Genomic DNA, 19852 nt, shown 5'->3' on the forward strand with positions numbered 1-19852 from the left:
TTGGACACGTGTAGATCCGAGCCGATGCTCGGCTGCTGTTCGCTCTTTGTAGAGTCGAGCCATGCTCGACTGCTGTTTGACCACCAGTCGAGCATGGCTCGGCTCCACAGGACCGGTGTTACGCCGCGTCAATGGCCTCGGACAGGCGCTCCACCGCGATCACCTCCATGCCCTTCACCGAGCCGCCCTTGGGCGCATTGGCCTTGGGCACGATGGCGCGCTTGAAACCATGGGTGGCGGCCTCGCGCAGGCGGTCTTCACCATTGGGCACCGGGCGGATCTCGCCGGACAGGCCGACCTCACCGAAGGCGATGGTTTTTTCCGCCAGCGGACGGTCCTGCAGCGAGGACAGCACGGCCAACAGCACCGGCAGGTCGGCGGCGGTCTCCTGCACCCGGATGCCACCGACCACGTTGACGAACACGTCCTGGTCACCGACCAGTACGCCGCCGTGGCGATGCAGCACCGCCAGCAGCATGGCCAACCGGTTCTGCTCCAGGCCAACGGCGACACGGCGCGGGTTCGACAGCGGCGAGGCATCGACCAGCGCCTGTACTTCCACCAACAGCGGGCGGGTGCCCTCGCGGGTGACCATCACGCAGCTGCCGGGCTGATGGGTACTGCCACCGGACAGGAAGATCGCCGAGGGATTGGAGACCTCCTTCAGGCCCTTGTCGCCCATCGCGAACACGCCCAGCTCATTGACCGCACCGAAGCGGTTCTTGAACGCACGCAACAGGCGGAACCGGCTACCGCTCTCCCCTTCGAAGTACAGCACCGCATCGACCATATGCTCCAGCACGCGCGGGCCGGCGATGCCGCCCTCCTTGGTGACGTGACCGACCAGGAATACCGCAGTGCCGGTCTCCTTGGCAAAGCGCACCAGCCGCGCCGCGCTCTCGCGCACCTGGCTGACCGAGCCGGGCGCGGCAGTCAGGCTCTCGGTCCACAGGGTCTGCACCGAGTCGGCCACGATCAGCCGCGGGCCGGCCTTGGAGGCGTGCTGAAGGATCGATTCGACGCCGGTCTCGGCCAAGGCATTGACGCCATCCAGCGGCAGCTCCAGCCGGTGCGCGCGACCGGCCACCTGCGCCAGCGACTCCTCGCCGGTCACATACAGCACCGGCAGTTCGGCCGCCATCTTCGCCACCGCCTGCAGCAGCAGGGTGGACTTGCCGATGCCCGGATCGCCACCCACCAGCACCACCGCGCCTTCCACCAGGCCGCCGCCGAGCACCCGGTCGAATTCACCGATGCCGGTGCTGACCCGGCGATGCTCGGTCTGCTCGACATCCTTCAGCGCGGTGATCTTCGGCGGATCGATCTTGCCTGCCCAGCCGGCCCGTCGCGAGGCCGGCGCCTTGGCTGCGGCGGCGCTTTCCAGGACGATCTCCGACAGCGAATTCCAGGCATTGCACTCGGTGCACTGGCCCTGCCATTTACTGTACTCGGCGCCGCATTCATTGCAGACGTAGGCGGTACGGGCTTTTGCCATCGGATGATTTCCAGCAACGGGAACAGGCGTGGCAGGATAGCCGAGCCTGGTCGCAGCTGCTGCGACCGCTCAAGTCCCGCCCACCCGCGCCGATAGCGGTCGCGGGCGTGTGCCTTGCGGCCGCCCCTTCCTTTCCCACTGGATTCAACATGACTGGCAGTTACAGTCAGAGCCTGGTCGCCATCTCGCTGCTGGTGGCCATTCTTGCCTCGTACACCGCGCTGGACATGGCCGGCCGCCTGGCCACCGCTGAAGGCCGCGTGGCGCGCTGGTGGCTGGCCGGCGGTGCCGCCGCGATGGGCCTGGGCATCTGGTCCATGCACTTCATCGGCATGCTGGCCTTCAGTCTGCCGATTCCGCTGGGCTACGACCTGGCCATCACCCTGTACTCGCTGGCGGTGTCGATCGGCGCCTCGGCCTACGCCTTGTGGCTGGTCTCGCGCCCCAGCCTGCCCTGGCGCCACCTGATGGCGGGCGCGGTGTTGATGGGCCTGGGGATCGCCGCCATGCACTACCTGGGCATGGCGGCGATGCGCATGCAGCCCGGCATCGACTACCACCCGGGCTGGTTCGCCGCATCCATCGCGGTGGCCATCGGCGCGGCCGGCGCCGCGCTGTGGATCGCCTTCCGCCTGCGCGCCGAGCAGCGCAACACGCTGCGGCTGCGCCTGCTGGCATCACTGCTGATGGGCCTGGCCATCGTCGGCATGCACTACACCGGCATGGCCGCCGCGCGCTTCCCGCAAGGCAGCATCTGCGGCGCGGTCGGCAGCGGCGCAATCGACACCCGCTGGCTGGCGATGCTGGTGATCGTGACCACCGTGGCGACCCTCGGCATCGCGCTGGTGGCCTCGCTGTTCGACCGGCAGATGCGTGTGCGCACCGGCCTGCTGGCCGACTCACTGGCCCATGCCAACGACAAGCTGATCCAGGCCGCCCTGCATGACCCGCTGACCCAGCTGCCCAACCGCATGCTGCTGCAGGACCGTATCGAGCAGGCCATCGAGAAGGCACGCCGGCGGCAGCACGCCGTGGCGGTGATGTTCTGCGATCTGGACGGCTTCAAGGCGGTCAACGATGTCTATGGCCACCAGCTGGGCGACCGCCTGCTGGTGGCCGTGGCCGAACGCATCGGCAGCCAGCTGCGGCCGCAGGACACCTTCGCCCGCCTGGGCGGCGACGAGTTCGTGATCGTGCTGGCCATCGACACGCCCGATGACGCGGTGGTGGTGGCCGAGCGCATCATCGCCGCCGCCAGCGAACCGTTCACGCTGGACGCCGCCGAACTGCAGGTCAGCGCCAGCCTGGGTATCGCGCTGTATCCGGACGATGCCAGCAATGAGCGCGAGCTGATGGCGCACGCCGACGCGGCGATGTACCACACCAAGGAGACCGGCCGTAACGGCTACACCTTCTTCACTCCCTCGATGCAGCTCAGTGCCAACCGGCAGCTGCGCCTGCTGCAGGACCTGCGCAAGGCGATCGCACGCGGCGAACTGGTGCTGCACTACCAGCCCAAGTTCCCGGCCGCCGGCGCCCCGGCCACCGGCGCCGAGGCCCTGCTGCGCTGGCAGCACCCGGAACTGGGCCTGCTGGCGCCGGACGTGTTCATTCCCATCGCCGAGCGCAGTGGCCTGATCCTGCCGATCGGCGACTGGGTGCTGGACCGCGCCTGTGCGCAGCTGCGCGCATGGCACGACGCCGGGCATGGGCAATGGACGATGGCGGTGAACCTGTCGCCCCTGCAGTTCGCCTCGCCGGCGCTGCTGGACAGCGTGCGCGAGGTGCTGCAGCGGCATCGCATCGAACCGGCGCGACTGACCCTGGAGATCACCGAGACCACCGCGATGAAGGATGTGGACGCCAGCCTGGCGATCCTCAACGACCTGACCGCGATGGGCGTGCACATTGCCATCGATGATTTCGGTACCGGTTATTCCAGCCTGCTGTACCTCAAGCGCATGCCGGCCACCGAACTGAAGATCGACCGCGCGTTCGTGCACGATCTGGAATGCAATGCCGAAGATGCCGCCATCGTCTCCTCGATCATCGCACTGGGCCGCACCCTGCAGCTGCAGGTGGTGGCCGAGGGCGTGGAGACGCAGGCGCAGCGTGAGTACCTGAGCGCGCTGGGCTGCGACCAGCTGCAGGGCTACCACCTGGGCAGGCCGATGGAGGCCGACGAGTTCCTGCGCCGGGTGGGCTGAGGTTTTGCGTTGGGGTCGGATCCCGTGCCGCAGGCAAGGGCTCCGACCCCATCCACGCATGGCGTGGATCTATCGGTAGAGCCGGCCGCTGGCCGGCTTCCCGCATTTGCCGGCCAGCGGCCAGCACTACCACGCCGCAACCAGTTGCAGGCACAGGCGCAGCGCGATCCGACCAGTGGCATCAACCCGTCCACAGGAAAACAAAAAGGCCGCCCGGGGGCGGCCTTTCTGCGTGGCAACGTCGCGAAGACGTCAGTGCATCATGTGCACGTTCATGTTGTGCATGACCCACAGGGTACCGACCACGATGATGCCGATCACCACCACGGTGAAGGCCGCAGCGTTGACGTTCCAGCGGCTTTCCGAGGAACGGTCCAGGTGCAGGAAGAACACCAGGTGCACCAGCATCTGCAGGACCGCGGTGATGGCGATCACCACACCGTTGACGGTGCGCGAGAAATCGCCCGACATCACCATCCAGAACGGGATGACGGTCAGCACCACCGCCAGCACGAAGCCGATCAGGTACGACTTCACGGTGCCATGGCTTTCGCCGCCGGTGCCGTGGTCGTGTGCATGGTTGTCATGTGCCATTACAGCGCTCCATTGAGGTAGACGACGGAGAACACGCCGATCCAGATCAGGTCCAGGAAGTGCCAGAACAGGCTCAGGCACGCCATGCGGGTCTTGTTGGTCGGGGTCAGGCCGTACTTCTTCAGCTGCACGAACATCACCAGCAGCCACAGCAGGCCGGCGCTGACGTGCAGGCCGTGGGTGCCGACCAGGGCGAAGAACGCCGACAGGAAGGCACTGCGGTCTGGACCGTAGCCCTGGTGGATCAGGTGCTGGAACTCCCACACTTCCATGCACATGAAGCCGAAGCCCAGCAGCCAGGTGATGGCCAGCCACAGGTACATCTGGCCCATCTGCTTGCGGTGCATGGCGATCATGCCCAGGCCGAAGGTCAGCGACGAGGTCAGCAGCAGCGCGGTTTCCCACGCCACGAACGGCAGCTCGAACAGGTCCTTCGCGCCGGGGCCACCATCGGTACCGCCGGCCAGCACCACGTAGGTGGCAAACAGCGAGGCGAAGATGAGGCAGTCGCTCATCAGGTACACCCAGAAACCGAAGACGGTGTTGCCGCCGGTGTCGTGGTGCTCGTGGTCGTCATGGCCATGGGCCGCCGCATGCGCGGCGTGCCCGTGGCTCAGGGTGGAGGTATTGGTGCTCATGCCTTCAGCTCCGACTTCACCAGGCCCTGGCTTTCCAGGTGCTTGCGGTGTTCGTTCTCGATGCGTTCCACCTCGGCGGCCGGGACCCAGTAGTCCACGTCCTGGTCGAAGGTGCGGTAGATGAACGTGGCGATCATGCCGACGAAGCCGACGATGGCCAGCCACCAGATGTGCCAGATCATCGCGAAGCCGAACACCAGGCTGAAGGCACCGATGACAACGCCCGTGCCGGTGTTGCGCGGCATGTGGATGTCGGTGTACTTGGCCGGCTTGGGCCAGGCTTCACCACGCTGCTTGCGCTCCCAGAAGTCGTCCAGCTCGGTAACTTCCGGCAGCGTGCCGAAGTTGTAGAAGGCCGGCGGCGAAGAGGTTTCCCACTCCAGCGTACGGGCATCCCACGGGTCGCCGGTCAGGTCGACGGTCTTCTTGCGGTCGCGGATCGACACGGCCACCTGGATGATCTGGCACAGGATGCCGGCACCGACGATGAAGGCACCTGCGGCAGCCACCAGCAGCAGCGGCTCGTAGGCCGGGTTCACGGTGCTCTGCAGGCGACGGGTCATGCCCATGAAGCCCAGCACGTACATCGGCATGAAGGTCACATAGAAGCCGATGAACCAGCACCAGAAGGCGCACTTGCCCCAGAACTCGTTCAGGCGGAAGCCGAACATCTTCGGCCACCAGTAGGTGATGCCGGCGAACATGCCGAACACCACGCCGCCGATGATGACGTTGTGGAAGTGGGCGATCAGGAACAGGCTGTTGTGCAGCACGAAGTCGATGGCCGGGATCGCCAGCATCACGCCGGTCATGCCGCCGATGGTGAAGGTGACCATGAAGCCGATGGTCCACAGCACGGGCGTGGTGAACTGCACGCGACCGCGGAACATGGTGAACAGCCAGTTGAAGATCTTCACGCCGGTCGGGATCGAGATGATCATCGTCGTGATGCCGAAGAAGGCATTGACGTTGGCACCCGAGCCCATGGTGAAGAAGTGGTGCAGCCACACGATGAACGACAGCACGCCGATGCAGGCGGTGGCGTAGACCATGCCCTTGTAGCCGAACAGCGCCTTGCGCGAGAAGGTCGCGATGACTTCGGAGAACACACCGAACGCCGGCAGGACCAGGATGTACACCTCCGGGTGACCCCAGATCCAGATCAGGTTGATGTACAGCATGGCGTTGCCGCCACCGTCATTGGTGAAGAAGTGCGTACCCAGGTAACGATCCAGGGTCAGCAGCACCAGGGTGATGGTCAGCACCGGGAAGGCGGCGACGATCAGCACGTTGGTGACCAGCGCCGTCCAGGTGAACACCGGCATCTGCATCAGCTTCATGCTGGGGGTACGCATCTTCAGGATGGTAATGAAGAAGTTGATACCGCTCAGCGTGGTACCCAGGCCTGCGACCTGTAGACCCCAGATGTAGTAGTCCATGCCGACGCTTGGACTGTATTCGATGCCCGACAACGGCGGGAACGCCAGCCAGCCGGTGGCGGCGAATTCACCGATCCACAGCGACAGCATGATCAGCACCGCACCGGACACGAACAGCCAGAAGCTGAGCGAGTTGACGAACGGGAACGCGACGTCGCGCGCACCGATCTGCAGCGGCACGGCCAGGTTCATCAGGCCGGTGATCAGCGGCATCGCCACGAAGAAGATCATGATCACGCCGTGGGCGGTGAAGATCTGATCGTAGTGGTGCGGCGGCAGGTAACCCTCGGACCCGCCGACGGCGAGCGCCTGCTGGGTACGCATCATGATGGCGTCGGAGAAGCCGCGCAGCAGCATGACGAAGGCGACGATGAGGTACATCACGCCGATCTTCTTGTGATCCACCGAGGTGAACCACTCCTTCCACAGATAGCCCCACAGCTTGAACTTGGTGATCAGGGCCATGACGCCCAGGCCACCCAGCACCGCGCCGACCAGGGTGGTCAGCACGATCGGATCGTGGGGGATCGACTCAAGAGAGAGTTTTCCCAACATGTTCATTCTCCCGAACCCGCGTGGCCGGCGTGGCCTGCGTGTTCGTGTTCGGTGGCGTCCAGGTTCTCACCCGACTCCTTGGAATCATGCGCGTCACTGGGGGCGTGGCCCTCGTGCGCTTCATGGCTGGCGGCATCGGCAGCGGCGGCACCGGCATGTTCATGCTTCATGCCGTAGTGCTTGTTGTCGCCCATGTGCTTGGCGATGACCCAGTTGAACAGGCCTTCTTCGGTCTTGCCGAAGTAGGTCACCGGGTACCACTCGGCGTTGCGTGCTTCACCCAGCGCCTTGAACGAAGCCTTGTCCAGCGTCTGCTCGCCGGCACGGACCTGGTCCAGCCACTGGCGGTATTCGGCATCGGTGACCGAGTAGGCGGTGAAGTGCATCTTGGCGAAGCCCGCGCCGCTGTAGTGCGAGGACATGCCCGGGAATTGACCGGTCTCGTTGGCGATCAGATGGAGCTTGGTCTCCATCGCGGCCATCGAGTAGATCATGCTGCCCAGGTGCGGGATGAAGAACGCATTCATCACCGTGTCGGACGTGATCTTGAAGTTCAGCGGGGTGTTGACCGGGAACTTGATTTCGTTGACGACCGCCACCTTCTCTTCCGGATAGATGAACAGCCACTTCCAGTCCAGCGAGATCGCCTCGATGGTGACCGGCTTGACGTCCGATTCCAGCGGCTTGTACGGGTCAAGCGCGTGCGACGAACGCCAGGTCAGGACCGCCAGCACCAGCACGATCATGCAGGGGATCGACCACACCACCACCTCGATCGCCGTCGAGTGGGACCACTTCGGCTCGTACCGGGCCTTGGTGTTGGAGGCGCGATACTTCCACGCGAAGGTCAGGGTCATGATGATGACCGGGATGACGACCAGCAGCATGAGCACGGTGGCCGTGATCAGCAGGGTCTTCTCATCCTGGCCGATCTGGCCCTTCGGACTGAGGATGGCCACCGCATCGCAACCGGTGAGCATCACCAGCAACGACAGCAGCAGGCCCGGGCGCAACCAGCGCCCAAGGGTTTTCAACGGAATCATCGGTCGATCCAATTGCGAGGGAATGCCGTTCCCCGTCCTGCCCGCTCCGGCAAAGCCGGTCCCGCCTGTGGTGAGACAGGCAGTGAGGTGGGGTCGAGTCAGCCTTTCAATTTTAGGCCGTCACCCACCATTTAAGAAAGACATTGACAATGATCGGGCGCAGGAAAGGCGCCAATCTGGCTGCGACACGTTGTCGCACCGCGCACCCGCGGGGGCAGATCACCACAGGACGCGCAGCGTAGCATCAGGCCGTCGGGCACCGACGCAACAGACCCGGCAAAGTTCACTGAACATATTCAGGTAGCTGCATCTGCACTGGGAGGATGGATCGGATGGCAAGTCCGTTTGTTGTTGAGCGCATCGACCACGTGGTGTTCCGGGTTCGCGACCTGGCGCGCAGCGTGGCGTTCTACGGACAGGTGCTGGGCTGTGAGGTGGTGCGGCGGCGCGATCACCTGGGTCTGGTGCATCTGCGTGCGGGGGCATCGATGATCGACCTGGTGAGCCTGGACGGCCCGCTGGGCCTGCGCGGCGGGCGTGGGCCCGAGGCGGAGGGGCGCAACACCGATCACCTGTGCCTGCGCATCACCCCCTTCGACGAGCCTGCCCTGGTCGCGCACCTGCAGGCGCTGGGTGTGCCGGTGGCCGGGCCGGCCGACGTCAATTTCGGCGCCGAAGGTGATGGGCTGTCGCTTTACTTCACCGACCCGGATGGCAACACCATCGAACTGAAAGGCCCCGCCGACGGAGCCACGGCATGAGCAGGGACGCCCCGGGGGCGGCGAGCGGCAGGCATGGCCTCAATGCTGTGCGGCGCTGGCTGGCCTCGCCCCTCGCACAGCGCGTGACCGCCCTGCTCGGCACCGGGCTGCTGATCGTGCTGGCCTGCAATCCGGATCTGCTGCCATTGCTGCCGCTGGTCGATGCGCTGGGGCTGGATGTGCTGGCCTTGCTGCTGGGCGCGCAACTGCTGGGCACCCTGCCCTGGCTGCGGATCCGCGCGGCCCGATGGGCGGACATGGCAGGCCGGCTGGCGTGCGGTGCGGTTGCGGGAGCGGCCGGCGGCTACCTGCGGGCGCTGGGATGCTTCCATCGTGAGCAACTGGCGTGGAAGCCGGCTTCGCATCGACCGGGGTGAAGATGCCCCCGGTGTGGGTGCGACGCTAGGCCAATAGCGCTCCGCGCTTCACGTCGAAGCGTTCAACCATCCTCGGGGCCAGGCACTCAGGCCGACCAGCAGTACAACGGGGTGCCAAAGATTCCGCGAGCGAACCACCAGAGCAGCAAAGTACGCTGGACGCGTCCAGCGATAGTGACTCACTCTGGAATGCCGTGAGTGGTTGCCCAGGCGGCGGATGTCAAGACGGCCGAACTTCCCTGCACACCAATTCAGCCAATTCGCGGCATGCGAAGAACAGCCCCTCGACGACTCCCTCATCCAGATGGCGGTCGGGCGTCGCCACCGATTCGCAGCGACTCGCCGCGTGCAGCATCTCCACTGCAGTCAGCATGCCCACGGCCGCGCGATCGATTCTGGCCAATGACTGGCGACGGCCTTCAGACAGGCTCTCTTCCGGCCATAGCATTCCATCGGAGCCTTCGCCATCGCGGATGCGCTTGAGGCAGCCCAGGAAGGTGCTGAACTCGTCGGAGGGATTGTCGTTGTCGGTGATGGGGTCATCGACGGGAAACTGCGGAATCTTGTGAGTGGTCATTACGTCGGCTTCCGTGGCTGTACTTAACAGCGCCACCGCACGGAATGGGGTGGCGGACGGTGCGGGTTGCAAACCGGGACACATGCTATGCCGGCGGGCCCGAAGACCCCCACGCACCGTCCGCCATATAGGCCGACGGATTGCCAGCCGGCACCGCTTCAGAGCGATACCGGCTGGCAAGCGTTTACAGCATGTGCTCGGGTTTGCACGCCCGGCCACCCGCTTTCGGTGGCGCGCCAGGTTGTTTACGCCTGCACGTTCGATTCAATGAGAAAAATCCGAAAGGTTCGGATGCATCGAAAGTGCGGCACGAATTATTGCATGCGCAGTGAGTGGTGGAGACGACAAGGGAAGTCGCAAGCGTACCGATGCAGAGGCGCATGCGAACTTTGGTTCCGCAAAATGCGCGGCAATAGGTTGGATGCGTGACGATTCTCGCTTATCACTCGTTGTATGACGCGACGCGACTTAATACACGACGGACCGATGGCTTGGGGCGACTTGACGCAATGGGCCGATTTGTCGTGCTGGAAGCGACAGGCCATGACCTTACTTTTGCCAGCCATGGGCTGGCACTACCGGGCAGGCAGTGGTTACGGCATCCAGAGGCCACATGGCTTGCTGGCTGCTCCGGCAGGGCAGGATGAATCCGGTCAGCGAAGCACTGGGGGCTCACCACGCGGTGGCAGGAACTCGACTGCCACCCCTCGTCGCTCCCCGCCAGCCGGCACCTTGCCTGCACTGCGCCAGCCGGCCGCTGCCGCCCGCGCCGCCTGGTCCAGCGCGAGGACGCCGCTGCTCTTCTGCACAAGCACGGAGGTCACCTGCCCGTCCTCCCATACATCAACCACCAGTAACACACGCACGTTGCGGGCAACCACGGTGCCAGCCGGCAAAGATGGCGATGGCTCAGGTGCGAAGCCCGCCGCGACCAGATCCACCCGCAGCGTTCCTCGGTCACCGTCCGTCGCGTTGGCTGGCCCGCCTTTTTCCTGCGCCGGGGCTGTGGACGCCCGGGGTCGCGGCGGCACCCACAACCCTGTGTCATCCGCCAGCGTTCCGCGCGGCGGCAACGCACGCTCTGCGTCGAGCTGTTCCGAGGGCGGCGTCACCGACGCCACTGGCACGCCCGGCTCTGACATCCCGCCAGGCGAGGCCGCCGTGTCGCCGCCAGCGTCATCACTTGCAACGTCAGCAGTCTTGTCCACAGTCGGTCCGAGCAGCACCCGGGCCCGCGCCTCCAGAATCTCCGAGCGCTCCCTGGCGCCGCGCGACATCATGATGGCTCCCAGGCGCACGTCGCTGCCCAACAGGATATTGCCTGTATTGAGGTAGTCACGCGTGTCCACGCCGCTGCGCAGCCGTCGTTCCAACTGGCCGGCCACCACGCGCGCGCCCAGCGCCAGTTCCTCGTCCTGGTCGACCATTACTTCGCTGTAGGCCTCCCATACGGGAACTTCGTTGGGCGCGTAGGCCAGCACCTGTTCCAAGAGGGTCTGGATTCGATACAGGCGCTCCTGCAATGGCAACTCGTCCAACGCAGGGGGCAGCTGCCGCCGGCCGAAGAAGCCGCGCATCGACAGCGCTCGCATGTCTTCGATCAACAGCGCCAGTGCAATGGCCGGGCGGCGCGGCGACGCAGCCCACATCTGCCGAAGCAGTTCGGTCGATTCCGCGTCCAGCGCCTTGTATTCCGGGCTCCGCCTTGCTGCCAGCACACTGCGATCGATTACGCCGTTACGGCTGCGCGGCGAAAGTGCGTTCATCTTGTCCGTCACTGCGCTGTACTGGTCGCGCAGGCGTGCAAATTCATGCGTATGGTCAGACGCGCGCGGCCAGAGCCGGGCAGATGTCTTCAGCTCGCTCAGCAGGTGATCAACCTGCGCTAGGTCTCCGCGTGCGCCAGCGCGCATCGCCGCCTCCACTGTCTGCAGCGAACTCTGCTCGAATGCCTCGCGCGAACTCCATTGCCGCTGATCGCGCGCCAGATCGCTCGCCCCTACGTAGACCTGGTGTGGTGCGTCGTGATCAACAGGCCCTTCGCCACCGGAGAACACCACCACCACGCCAAAACCCAGGCCCAGCATCAGAGCCGCCACCAGGTAATCGCCAGACCGATCCAGCCAGGCCACGCGCAGCAGCGACAGCACCGAAACCGTGCCGCCCAGCATCACCGCTGCGCGGAAGGCAGCGCGACCATCACTGATGGACGGGCGTGCACCCAGATGGCCCAGCACATCAAACGCGGAGTAAACCATACCGCCCAGCCACGCCCACAATGGCGTCAGGCCAATCAGAACCGCCAGCAGCGCGGCCAGCCAGCCCAGCCACTTCACGGCCGCTTCCCCAGGATCAAGACCGGTACGCACAGGATGTACAAGAGCACGCCCAGCAGGAGCATGCCGGACTGCAGGGCCAACTCAAAGCCATCCCACCAGCCCGGCGAGGGCAGCGCGCTGTAGGCACGCCAGGCCGGCATGCCCCAGCCGGCCACCCAACCCAGCACCAAGGTGCCAACCGCCGCCATCGTCACCCGCGATCCCAGGCCGGGAAGCTGACTGGTTGCGACAGCAGCGCCCGGAGCTGCCGGCCTCGCTACCGGACGTGCGGCTGCCGGCTGCTGCGGGGGCGAGGCAGTGCGGGTATGTTTCCGCTTGCGACCGCGACCCTTGCCGCCCTTCGCGTGCTGTGCCACCCGCGCTATGTGCGCACTGCGTGCGACCAGGCCGGCGCGCGCGCATGCTGCGCAGGAAAGCCCGGCGAAGTGCTGGTGGCTGGCGTCCTGGCTGCACGCTACCAACTGGCCGCCACTTCGCTGCGCGTAGCCCATCAGCAGCGACGACCACTCCTGCGCCGATGGACGGCGCTGCGGCTGCGCCGAAAACGCACGATCAAACAGATCGCGCAGGTCCGACGGGAACATCTCATGGCCACTGACTGGTGCGGGCAGCAGGCGGCTGTTGCCGCGCCGGCCATATGGATACAACCGTGCAGCGATGCGCCCGGGCAGGTCGTTGGGCACGTCGGCCCCCTGGGGGCGCCCGGCATAGGGATGCAGGCCAGAATTGAGCAACTGGAAGACGATCACCGCCAATGCGAAGCGATCCTGCGCCTCTTCATCGCCCGGCGTGACCCCACGCTGCTGGAACTCGGCCGCCAGATAATCGGTGGTCACCTGGCCGGCCGGGAAACGCTCACCCTTGCCCTGGATGCTGAAGCCATCGCAATCAAGCATGGCGATGAACAGCGCATCCCGGTAGAAGCGTACATTCAGCGGCTTGAGGTCGACCACGTAGTGCTGGCAGCGGTGCAAGGCTGCCAGGGTCGCCGCCAGATTCGCCGCCAAGGTCATCTTCGCGCCCAGACCGGTGGGCAGTTTTGCGGCGCGTGCCTGCCGTTCCTGCAGTACATGCTCCAGATCAGTGGTGGCCGACACGTCCAGGATTGGCATGCTGAAGCCGATGAAGCACCCGTCACGGTTACGGAGCAGGCCGGTCGGCCAGGCGATCTGAACCCGTTCGCGCCCACCCTCGCGGAGCGTCAGCAGATCCGGCTGCAGCTCCAGCATTGCCCGCAGCTTGCGCTCGTAGAGCGGCGCGTCCTTGGCCGAATGATAGAGCTTGGCGACCTCGCGCGGACGCTCCCGCAGAGTGAACACACTGCCGGCGCCACCGCTCTTGAGCAGGCGCAGGAGGGTCAGCGGCTGGCGCCGCTGGTCGAAAATGGTTTCTCCACTGCGGCCGGGCATGTGCTCAGCCCGGCAGTGCGATCAGCAGCGTCTTATCGTCGCCGGTAATGCCATCGGTGCGTGGGTCGGACAAGGTCGCATGCAGAGCCTGGCTGCCATGCACCTCATCAACGGCAGTGAGATAGCGCAGCACCGGCGCGAAAAATGGCTGGAACAAGGTATCCCCACGGCGTGTCATCGCAAAGGGCTGCACGCCGTCGGACATCAGCACCAGCGCCTGCACCGGCCCTTCGAAACGGGTCAGCCGCAACTGTTGCCGCCAACTGGATCCGGTGACGAACCAGGTTTCGTTGGCATACTCGCCATTGGCCGGCAGCGACACTGCATCGGCAGTGTCACCGTTGAATGCGCAGACAGCGACCCCATCACCGATATGGAAGAACCAGCCACCACGCGCATCGGCTACTACCCCCACCAGGGTGCAGGCATGGTCGGACAGGCGCAGGCCACACCCGGCGGCTAACAGCGCCAGTTGACCGCGCGCGTCGTCGATGGCTGTTTCAATGATCGGCCGCAACACGTCCACGGGCACCGCCAGTGGTGCAACGCCCAACGCCGGTGCTGCCGCCACTGCGGCGGCGACGCTGCGCGACACCTGTTGCGCCCCGACATCACTGTGCGAGGCCGAACCGGCACCATCGCAGACCACGGCCGCCAGCAGCGCGCCGTTGCATACGGCGGCATGCGCGTCCTGGCAGGACTGCCCGCGATCTACGTGCGACCGCCCCGTAGCCGAGGCGGCCATAACACGCCAGCCCACGGTCAGACCGGCGCGTGCGACCAGCTATCGGTCGCCGGCAGCTGGACTTGCCCGCCGGGCGTCGAATTGGACACCACTCGCATGCTCGCGCTGAGCCACAGGAACAGCTCTTTGAACTGCAGGCCCTGCAAGCGCTTCACCCCGCGCTCGCCATTCCGGCTGAACTGGCCAAGCACACCAAGGTCGGCATTACCCACTGCAATCGGGAACACCGCCACTCTGTTCTGCTCCTCGGCACTACGGCACTGCTCGGCTGCTGCCTCCCAGGCATCGGTCGGCTGCCCGTCGGACATCAGGAACAACCATGGCCGCGTGTAGGCCACGCCAGCCTGCCGGAAGCGCTGCTTCTCATCTTCGATTTCCTGCAGGGCAAGCTCCACCGCCGCGCCGGTAGGGGTGGTGCCGTTGGCCTTCAGCGCCGGTGCGGTGAAATCCATTGCATCACACCAGTCGCCACGTACCGTGGCAGTGTCCATGCCACCGTATTCCACCAGCAGCACGCGCACGCGCTTGGCCGCAATCACGTCATCCTTCAGCTCATTCTCCAGCAGCTTCAGGCCAGCATTGAGCTGTTTGATTGGCCCACCGCCCATGCTACCGGAGCAGTCCAGCACCAGAATCAACGGCGTGCGCTGTTCGCTGTTGTCGACCAGCGAAACGTCAGGAATCGCGCCAATGGACATTGTAGTAAGCCTTTGTGCTATGGATCGGGCCGCTGTATGCGGTTGCATCGAGTATAGGCACAGACGGAAAAGGGATGCCACGAGCCGGCTTCCTGAACCACATGGCGGCGCTTGCCAGATTTGCCGACGCGCCCGGAATCCGCCTATGCACCGGCGTTGTGGACAGCCAACTGATGCCTTGCCGATACCGTCGTTCGGGAACATTTCTTCAGAAGCAGGACGATCCTCACGGTGCAGATGCGACATGAGCTTGGGATATCGCACCTGCTGAAGCGGGTTACCTCCGCGCGCCGTCGCCCACTGTCATTACTGCAACGTTTTCCAAGCGGCTCTCCGAAGCTCGAGCATTGCGCGGGCTCTCCCAGCGCGCGCAGGGGGCGCTGGTGGATAAGGACCAGACCAGGACAAGAACCGGGGTGCCGTGCTGATCAACAGGTACGAGCGCGAACGAAACCAAGCTGACATGACCAAGGCTGCAGAGTTGGCCAAGGCATTGGATGTACCGGTCGCCTACCTGTTCGCTGAGGACGATGACCTGGCTGCGGCGATCTTGGCTTTCGCCAAGCTTCCCTCTGGGGAGCGCCAAAGGATGCGGGAAGAGCTCGATCGTTTGGCTGGTGAGCAGAGGGACTAGCCCTCTCACGCCGCCAGCTTGGCAACTGCCGCCGCCAGGGTGTCCGGGGCCAGGTGGGCGTAGCGAAGAGTCATGGTGATGTCTGCGTGTCCCAAGAGCTCCCGCACGGCATTCAGGTCCACCCCCGCCCGCACCAAGCGTGATGCGAAATGATGGCGCAGATCATGGAAGCGGAACTCTTCAATGCGGGCATCGGCTATGAGTTTTCCCCACCCCTTCTTGATGTCGGTCACGTCGAAGACCTTGCCCGCACGGCGCTCGCCCGCTTGCCCAGCCCAACGCTGCAGGACTTCCATGGCTTCGACGTTTAGCGGGATGTGACGCTGCCTACCGGACTTGGCGTTCTCGGCTCGAATGGTCAGCATCTTGGCTTCCCAGTTGATGTCCGCCCATGTCATCGACAGCAGCTCACCCCGCCGCATGCCGGTATTGATGGCTGTAAGGACCACCGGGGTCAGGTGATCGACATAGCCGTCCATCGGCAAGTCAGGCAGAACCGCTTGCCTGTACTTACGTCGGGCCGCATTCGCGTTCGCCCTGCCTTCTACGCCAGCCAGATCGCGCGTTGCCAGCGTGGCCCGGAGCATCGCCTCCTCATCAGGGGACAGGAACCGAACCACCTTGCGGCTAGCTGCTGATCGCTGACGCATGCCCATGAGAGGGTTAGTCTCGATCAGCTTCCACTCAACGGCCCGAGACAAGGCAGACCGCAGGCAAGCAAAGTCGCGCGCTGCGGTAGCCTTGGTGACGGCATCAGGACCAGTGACACGCCCGCGCCACCATCGCTCCATTGTGGGCACGTCTATTTCTACGATCTGACGGCGTAACAGCCACGGGGACACCGATCGGATGCGGTCCGGGTACTGACGACCACCCTTGAGCTCAGCCACAGCCCAAGGCTCGAAGTGATCATTGAGCAGCGTCTCGAGCGTGCAACTGGTGGGCTTGGACTTCGCAAGCGCTGGCAATCCCGACTGAACTTACTCAGCAACGGCTTGCCGGGCTTGGTCACGGGCCTGATCAAGTGTCAGATGCTCAACCGACCCCAAGGTACGACGCTTACCGTGCGCCCAGGTCACGATCCAAGCTTTGTGGCCCGAGGGTTGCACTCGCAGAATCAGGCCGCGAACCTGAGAGTCCCTGAGCTCGTAGGGGCGATCTCGGGGTTCTGCTGTGAGAACGATGCGCTTGGTGAGGGCGGATGACATTGGGCGGAGCGTCCGTAAGTGGCTATAAGGCCAACTTAGGACAGGATGCGAGGCGATGTTTGGATGCGGATCGTCCTCGATGAGGGTCTTCAACTCCTGCTCGCTGCCGTTGCTGTTTCAACAGGTTGACCGGGCTCATTCAATCCAGACGTTGGAAATCGAATGTGACCTTCCTGGTGCAGCGGGAGGGGACCGGAGGGAAACGCCACTTCGCCACGGCAACCAAGGTTGCGCGCTCATAAGCAGCATTGTCGACCCTCCCCCGGTCCAGCGCTTCAAACTGTGACCGCGTGATGACGGGATTTGTCACCCGCCCATCCTCTTCAACGACGACGGTCGCCACGACAGAGCCACGCACCTGCATCTCAGTCGCGGCGGGAACGACCGGCGCAATGGACTCCACCGGAATGCTTGCCGTCTGGCAAGGCCCAGGGAGCTCCTCACCCGCGCGACATGAGGCACTGGACAAAGCCAACGCAAGCATCAGAACGCGGTTCATTCAACACTCCCGATTGCTGGTGGGGGAGCAGACATTAACCGTGCCGTTCGTGTCGCTGTAGCTCTTCCGGGCAGGCTCCCCCAGCTCACGCGCGGCCCGGGTCTCCACCCCCGTAGCCCGCGCCTCTTCCGAAGATACGCCGACTCGGATCTGCATCACGCCGTTGCTCTCCGAATTGGACTGTGGCGCAACAAGCGAAGCCTGGAAAGCGGACAATCCAACCCGATCATGCTGGGCAGCATGGCTCACCTCGTGACCGCCCCCCAGAGCAGGAGACTGGATCTCCCCGGAGGATTTGATGCGAAGTCCAGAGGTGACATCAATGCTGATGATTCTTTTGTTCTCATCATATCCAAAATCACCATTGCGATTGAACTGTATGGTGTAGGTCTCATCGGATAGGAGAATCTGCTTCAGTTCAGAGCTGATGGTTTCTGACTTCATCCAATGGTTGAGCACGGCAGCACCATCACGCAGCGTCGCTCCGCCTTCAAATGCGTACTTGACGATTCGCCCATCTGGATCCGTGAACCTGTAAGGATTCCCGTTCGCATACCTATACCGGTTGAACTGCCCCACCGGCTGCTCATACGCCGTGACCGGATCAACGCTCAGGAACAATCCGATCTGCGGATCGTAGTAGCGCTGCTGCATGTAGCTCAGCCCCGTGGCCGAGTCGCTCACATGCCCGGTATATCCCGGTCCATCCGCGACCTGACCACCGACCACAGCACCGTAGGGCTCGTAGTCATAGCGCTTGATCACGTTGCCACTGGCATCGCTCTCAGCCACAACCGAGCCCAAGGCATCAGTGTGAATGTACGTAACCGTCGTCTGTGCCATTGCGGCGGGCGACACACCCAAGCCAATCAGCAGCGCACAGCACAGCCAGGTGCCTAATGCTCCCAACCTCCGAATTCGATCTTCAAATCCCCTGAAGCGGGTCCACACACCGCCTGCAGCTCCCCCGAACCTGCGCATCCTTCCAATCCCTGAAAGTGCCTCGAAGCAAGGCTGTGTATTCATAGCACAGGAATGAACGGCTGCGGTTGCCATGTCAGGAACGGTGCGGCGAGCTAAGCGCCTGGGAAGCCGGCGTGATTGGCAGGCCACTAGGCTCGGAAATCCTGGGCTGCCAGCCGTGGGCTGGCACTACGGGTTGCCGGCCAGCGGCCGGCACTACCAGAGCACAAAAAAAGCCCCGACCAAGGCCGGGGCTTTTCATGCAACTGGTGCCGGAAACAGGAGTCGAACCTGCGACCTACGCATTACGAATGCGCCGCTCTACCAACTGAGCTATTCCGGCGGAGCCCGCGATTTTACGGGCTGGGCGCCCCGGCGGTCAATCCACCCGGCTCAGCCCGCCTCCACCCGGTTGGCACAGGCCCGCCCCGCCGCGAAATCGGCCAGGTTGCCCAAGGTGATCGCCGAAATCTCCTGCAGCGCCTCCACGGTGAAGAATCCCTGGTGGCCGGTCACCAGCACGTTGGGGAAGCTCATCAGGCGCTGGAAGGCTTCGTCGTCGATGATCTCGCCGGACAGGTCCTGGAAGAACAGCGCGCTTTCCTGTTCGTAGACGTCGATGGCCAGATGCCCCAGCCGGCGCGACTTCAGCGCGCGGATCACCGCGTGGGTATCGACCAGGCCGCCACGCGAGGTGTTGACCAGCATCGCACCCGGTTTCATCCGGGCCAGCGAGGCATCGTTGATCAGATGGCGGGTGTCCGGTGTCAGCGGGCAATGCAGTGACACGATGTCGGCGCGCGCCAGCAGCTCGTCCAATCCAACCATCTCGACGACACCCGCGAAGGCTGGCGACGGATACGGGTCATGCCCCAGCACCGTGCAGCCCATGCCCTTGAAGATCCGCGCGGTCGCCAGGCCGATCTTGCCGGTACCGACGATGCCGACCGTGCGCCCATGCAGGGTGCGCCCCAGCAGGCCATCGAGCATGAAGTTGCCCTCGCGCACCCGGTTGTAGGCGCGATGGGTCTGGCGGTTGAGGGTCATCACCAGCGCCAGCGCATGTTCGGCCACGGCCTCGGGCGAGTAGGCAGGCACCCGTGCCACGAACAGGTCCAGCGCCTTCGCGGCGGCCAGATCCACGTTGTTGAAACCGGCGCAGCGCAGCAGCACGGCACGTACGCCGTGCGCATGCAGGGCGTGCAGCACCGGCGCATCCAGACGGTCGTTGACGAACACGCAGACGCCGGCGCACGCCTGCGCAAGCGCAGCGGTATGCACGTCCAGCGCGGCCTCGAAGTACACGAACGTAAAGCCCTGCCCGGCCGCATCGCGCAGGTTGGCCTCGTCCAGGAAACGGCGGTCATAGGGGCGGGCGCTGAAGACGGCAATCTGCATGGCAGGGTCTGGGCAAAGGTCCGCGCCGACCATACCGCAGCTGCTGGCAGGGCGGAACGCCCCTGGCACGGCCAAGCCGCCGGCTGCCGCCGATACATATAACGTTCTTTGGGCACCAACACCCCCAGTCGATGGCCACGCCAAGCATGAATTCATTCACGATCCGTGCGATGGCCCATCTCACTCTTCCCCATCCGGTCACGGTCGCGTAAAACTCGAAGGTGCCCCCGTCACCGTTGTCCGAGGCCAGCCCTGTCCACCCCCTCTCCTCTG

The 19852-nt window shown here is 64.5% G+C and carries 19 protein-coding genes and 1 tRNA gene; 4 read left to right on the forward strand and 16 right to left on the reverse strand.

What is annotated here, in order from left to right; translation table 11 throughout:
- Window positions 1-118 precede the first annotated feature (118 nt).
- Window positions 119-1495 carry a DNA repair protein RadA gene (gene radA, locus AC5YGJ_RS00760; protein WP_309337265.1) on the reverse strand — a complete coding sequence of 459 codons (1377 nt, stop codon included), beginning with the start codon at window positions 1493-1495 and terminating at the stop codon, window positions 119-121.
- A gap of 149 nt (window positions 1496-1644) precedes the next feature.
- Between radA and AC5YGJ_RS00765 the strand changes: the two genes are divergently transcribed.
- Window positions 1645-3702 (forward strand): putative bifunctional diguanylate cyclase/phosphodiesterase, encoded by a 2058-nt coding sequence (locus AC5YGJ_RS00765; RefSeq protein WP_496185440.1) that lies wholly within the window; start codon window positions 1645-1647, stop codon window positions 3700-3702.
- Between the two features lie 252 nt (window positions 3703-3954).
- Here the strand turns inward: AC5YGJ_RS00765 and cyoD are convergent, their stop codons facing one another.
- The 4 genes from cyoD to cyoA are packed head-to-tail and all read right to left on the reverse strand — an operon-like array spanning window position 3955 to window position 7971.
- Window positions 3955-4296, reverse strand: a complete 342-nt coding sequence (gene cyoD, locus AC5YGJ_RS00770) for a cytochrome o ubiquinol oxidase subunit IV (protein ID WP_005408584.1) — start codon at window positions 4294-4296, stop codon at window positions 3955-3957.
- Window positions 4296-4934, reverse strand: a complete 639-nt coding sequence (gene cyoC, locus AC5YGJ_RS00775) for a cytochrome o ubiquinol oxidase subunit III (protein WP_107230230.1) — start codon at window positions 4932-4934, stop codon at window positions 4296-4298. Before cyoC ends, cyoD begins: the two co-directional genes overlap by 1 nt.
- Window positions 4931-6928, reverse strand: a complete 1998-nt coding sequence (gene cyoB / locus AC5YGJ_RS00780) for a cytochrome o ubiquinol oxidase subunit I (protein WP_107230229.1) — start codon at window positions 6926-6928, stop codon at window positions 4931-4933. Before cyoB ends, cyoC begins: the two co-directional genes overlap by 4 nt.
- A gap of 2 nt (window positions 6929-6930) precedes the next feature.
- The gene (gene cyoA / locus AC5YGJ_RS00785) at window positions 6931-7971 is read right to left on the reverse strand and encodes a ubiquinol oxidase subunit II (RefSeq protein ID WP_496185441.1); all 1041 of its coding nucleotides are present in this window, start codon (window positions 7969-7971) and stop codon (window positions 6931-6933) included.
- Window positions 7972-8303: 332 nt separating this feature from the next.
- Here cyoA and AC5YGJ_RS00790 point away from each other — a divergent pair, with 332 nt between their 5' ends.
- Together AC5YGJ_RS00790 and AC5YGJ_RS00795 are read left to right on the forward strand one after the other, a co-directional pair.
- Window positions 8304-8732: a VOC family protein gene (locus tag AC5YGJ_RS00790; protein ID WP_496185442.1), complete on the forward strand. Its 429-nt coding sequence runs from the start codon at window positions 8304-8306 to the stop codon at window positions 8730-8732.
- A complete protein-coding gene (locus AC5YGJ_RS00795) occupies window positions 8729-9109 on the forward strand; it encodes a hypothetical protein (RefSeq protein ID WP_496185443.1) in 381 nt (126 codons plus the stop codon). Before AC5YGJ_RS00790 ends, AC5YGJ_RS00795 begins: the two co-directional genes overlap by 4 nt.
- A 220-nt stretch (window positions 9110-9329) precedes the next feature.
- Here the strand turns inward: AC5YGJ_RS00795 and AC5YGJ_RS00800 are convergent, their stop codons facing one another.
- From AC5YGJ_RS00800 to AC5YGJ_RS00820, 5 genes are all read right to left on the reverse strand, one after another.
- Window positions 9330-9686 carry a hypothetical protein gene (locus AC5YGJ_RS00800; protein WP_496185444.1) on the reverse strand — a complete coding sequence of 119 codons (357 nt, stop codon included), beginning with the start codon at window positions 9684-9686 and terminating at the stop codon, window positions 9330-9332.
- A gap of 653 nt (window positions 9687-10339) precedes the next feature.
- Window positions 10340-12022: a TonB family protein gene (locus AC5YGJ_RS00805; RefSeq protein WP_496185445.1), complete on the reverse strand. Its 1683-nt coding sequence runs from the start codon at window positions 12020-12022 to the stop codon at window positions 10340-10342.
- Window positions 12019-13434, reverse strand: a complete 1416-nt coding sequence (locus AC5YGJ_RS00810) for a hypothetical protein (RefSeq protein WP_496185446.1) — start codon at window positions 13432-13434, stop codon at window positions 12019-12021. Before AC5YGJ_RS00810 ends, AC5YGJ_RS00805 begins: the two co-directional genes overlap by 4 nt.
- Window positions 13435-13438: 4 nt before the next feature.
- Window positions 13439-14194 (reverse strand): PP2C family serine/threonine-protein phosphatase, encoded by a 756-nt coding sequence (locus tag AC5YGJ_RS00815; RefSeq protein ID WP_496185447.1) that lies wholly within the window; start codon window positions 14192-14194, stop codon window positions 13439-13441.
- A 2-nt stretch (window positions 14195-14196) separates the two neighbouring features.
- Window positions 14197-14958 carry a vWA domain-containing protein gene (locus AC5YGJ_RS00820; RefSeq protein ID WP_496185448.1) on the reverse strand — a complete coding sequence of 254 codons (762 nt, stop codon included), beginning with the start codon at window positions 14956-14958 and terminating at the stop codon, window positions 14197-14199.
- Window positions 14959-15340: 382 nt separating this feature from the next.
- Between AC5YGJ_RS00820 and AC5YGJ_RS00825 the strand changes: the two genes are divergently transcribed.
- Window positions 15341-15511 carry a hypothetical protein gene (locus tag AC5YGJ_RS00825; RefSeq protein WP_496185449.1) on the forward strand — a complete coding sequence of 57 codons (171 nt, stop codon included), beginning with the start codon at window positions 15341-15343 and terminating at the stop codon, window positions 15509-15511.
- A 5-nt stretch (window positions 15512-15516) separates the two neighbouring features.
- Here AC5YGJ_RS00825 and AC5YGJ_RS00830 read toward each other — a convergent pair whose 3' ends face one another.
- The 6 genes from AC5YGJ_RS00830 to AC5YGJ_RS00855 form a co-directional block, all read right to left on the reverse strand.
- A complete protein-coding gene (locus tag AC5YGJ_RS00830; protein ID WP_496185450.1) occupies window positions 15517-16401 on the reverse strand; it encodes a tyrosine-type recombinase/integrase in 885 nt (294 codons plus the stop codon).
- A 90-nt stretch (window positions 16402-16491) separates the two neighbouring features.
- Window positions 16492-16719, reverse strand: coding sequence for an Arm DNA-binding domain-containing protein (locus tag AC5YGJ_RS00835; RefSeq protein ID WP_496185606.1), 228 nt, complete (start codon window positions 16717-16719; stop codon window positions 16492-16494).
- Window positions 16720-16858: 139 nt separating this feature from the next.
- Window positions 16859-17218, reverse strand: a complete 360-nt coding sequence (locus AC5YGJ_RS00840; RefSeq protein WP_496185451.1) for an energy transducer TonB — start codon at window positions 17216-17218, stop codon at window positions 16859-16861.
- On the reverse strand, window positions 17219-18199 hold the full coding sequence (locus AC5YGJ_RS00845) for an RHS repeat-associated core domain-containing protein (RefSeq protein WP_496185452.1): 981 nt from the start codon (window positions 18197-18199) through the stop codon (window positions 17219-17221).
- Between the two features lie 249 nt (window positions 18200-18448).
- Window positions 18449-18524 (reverse strand) — tRNA-Thr (locus AC5YGJ_RS00850).
- Between the two features lie 50 nt (window positions 18525-18574).
- Window positions 18575-19579, reverse strand: a complete 1005-nt coding sequence (locus AC5YGJ_RS00855; protein ID WP_496185453.1) for a 2-hydroxyacid dehydrogenase — start codon at window positions 19577-19579, stop codon at window positions 18575-18577.
- Window positions 19580-19852: the final 273 nt, after the last annotated feature.

Source organism: Stenotrophomonas sp. CS3K5 (assembly GCF_059515225.1).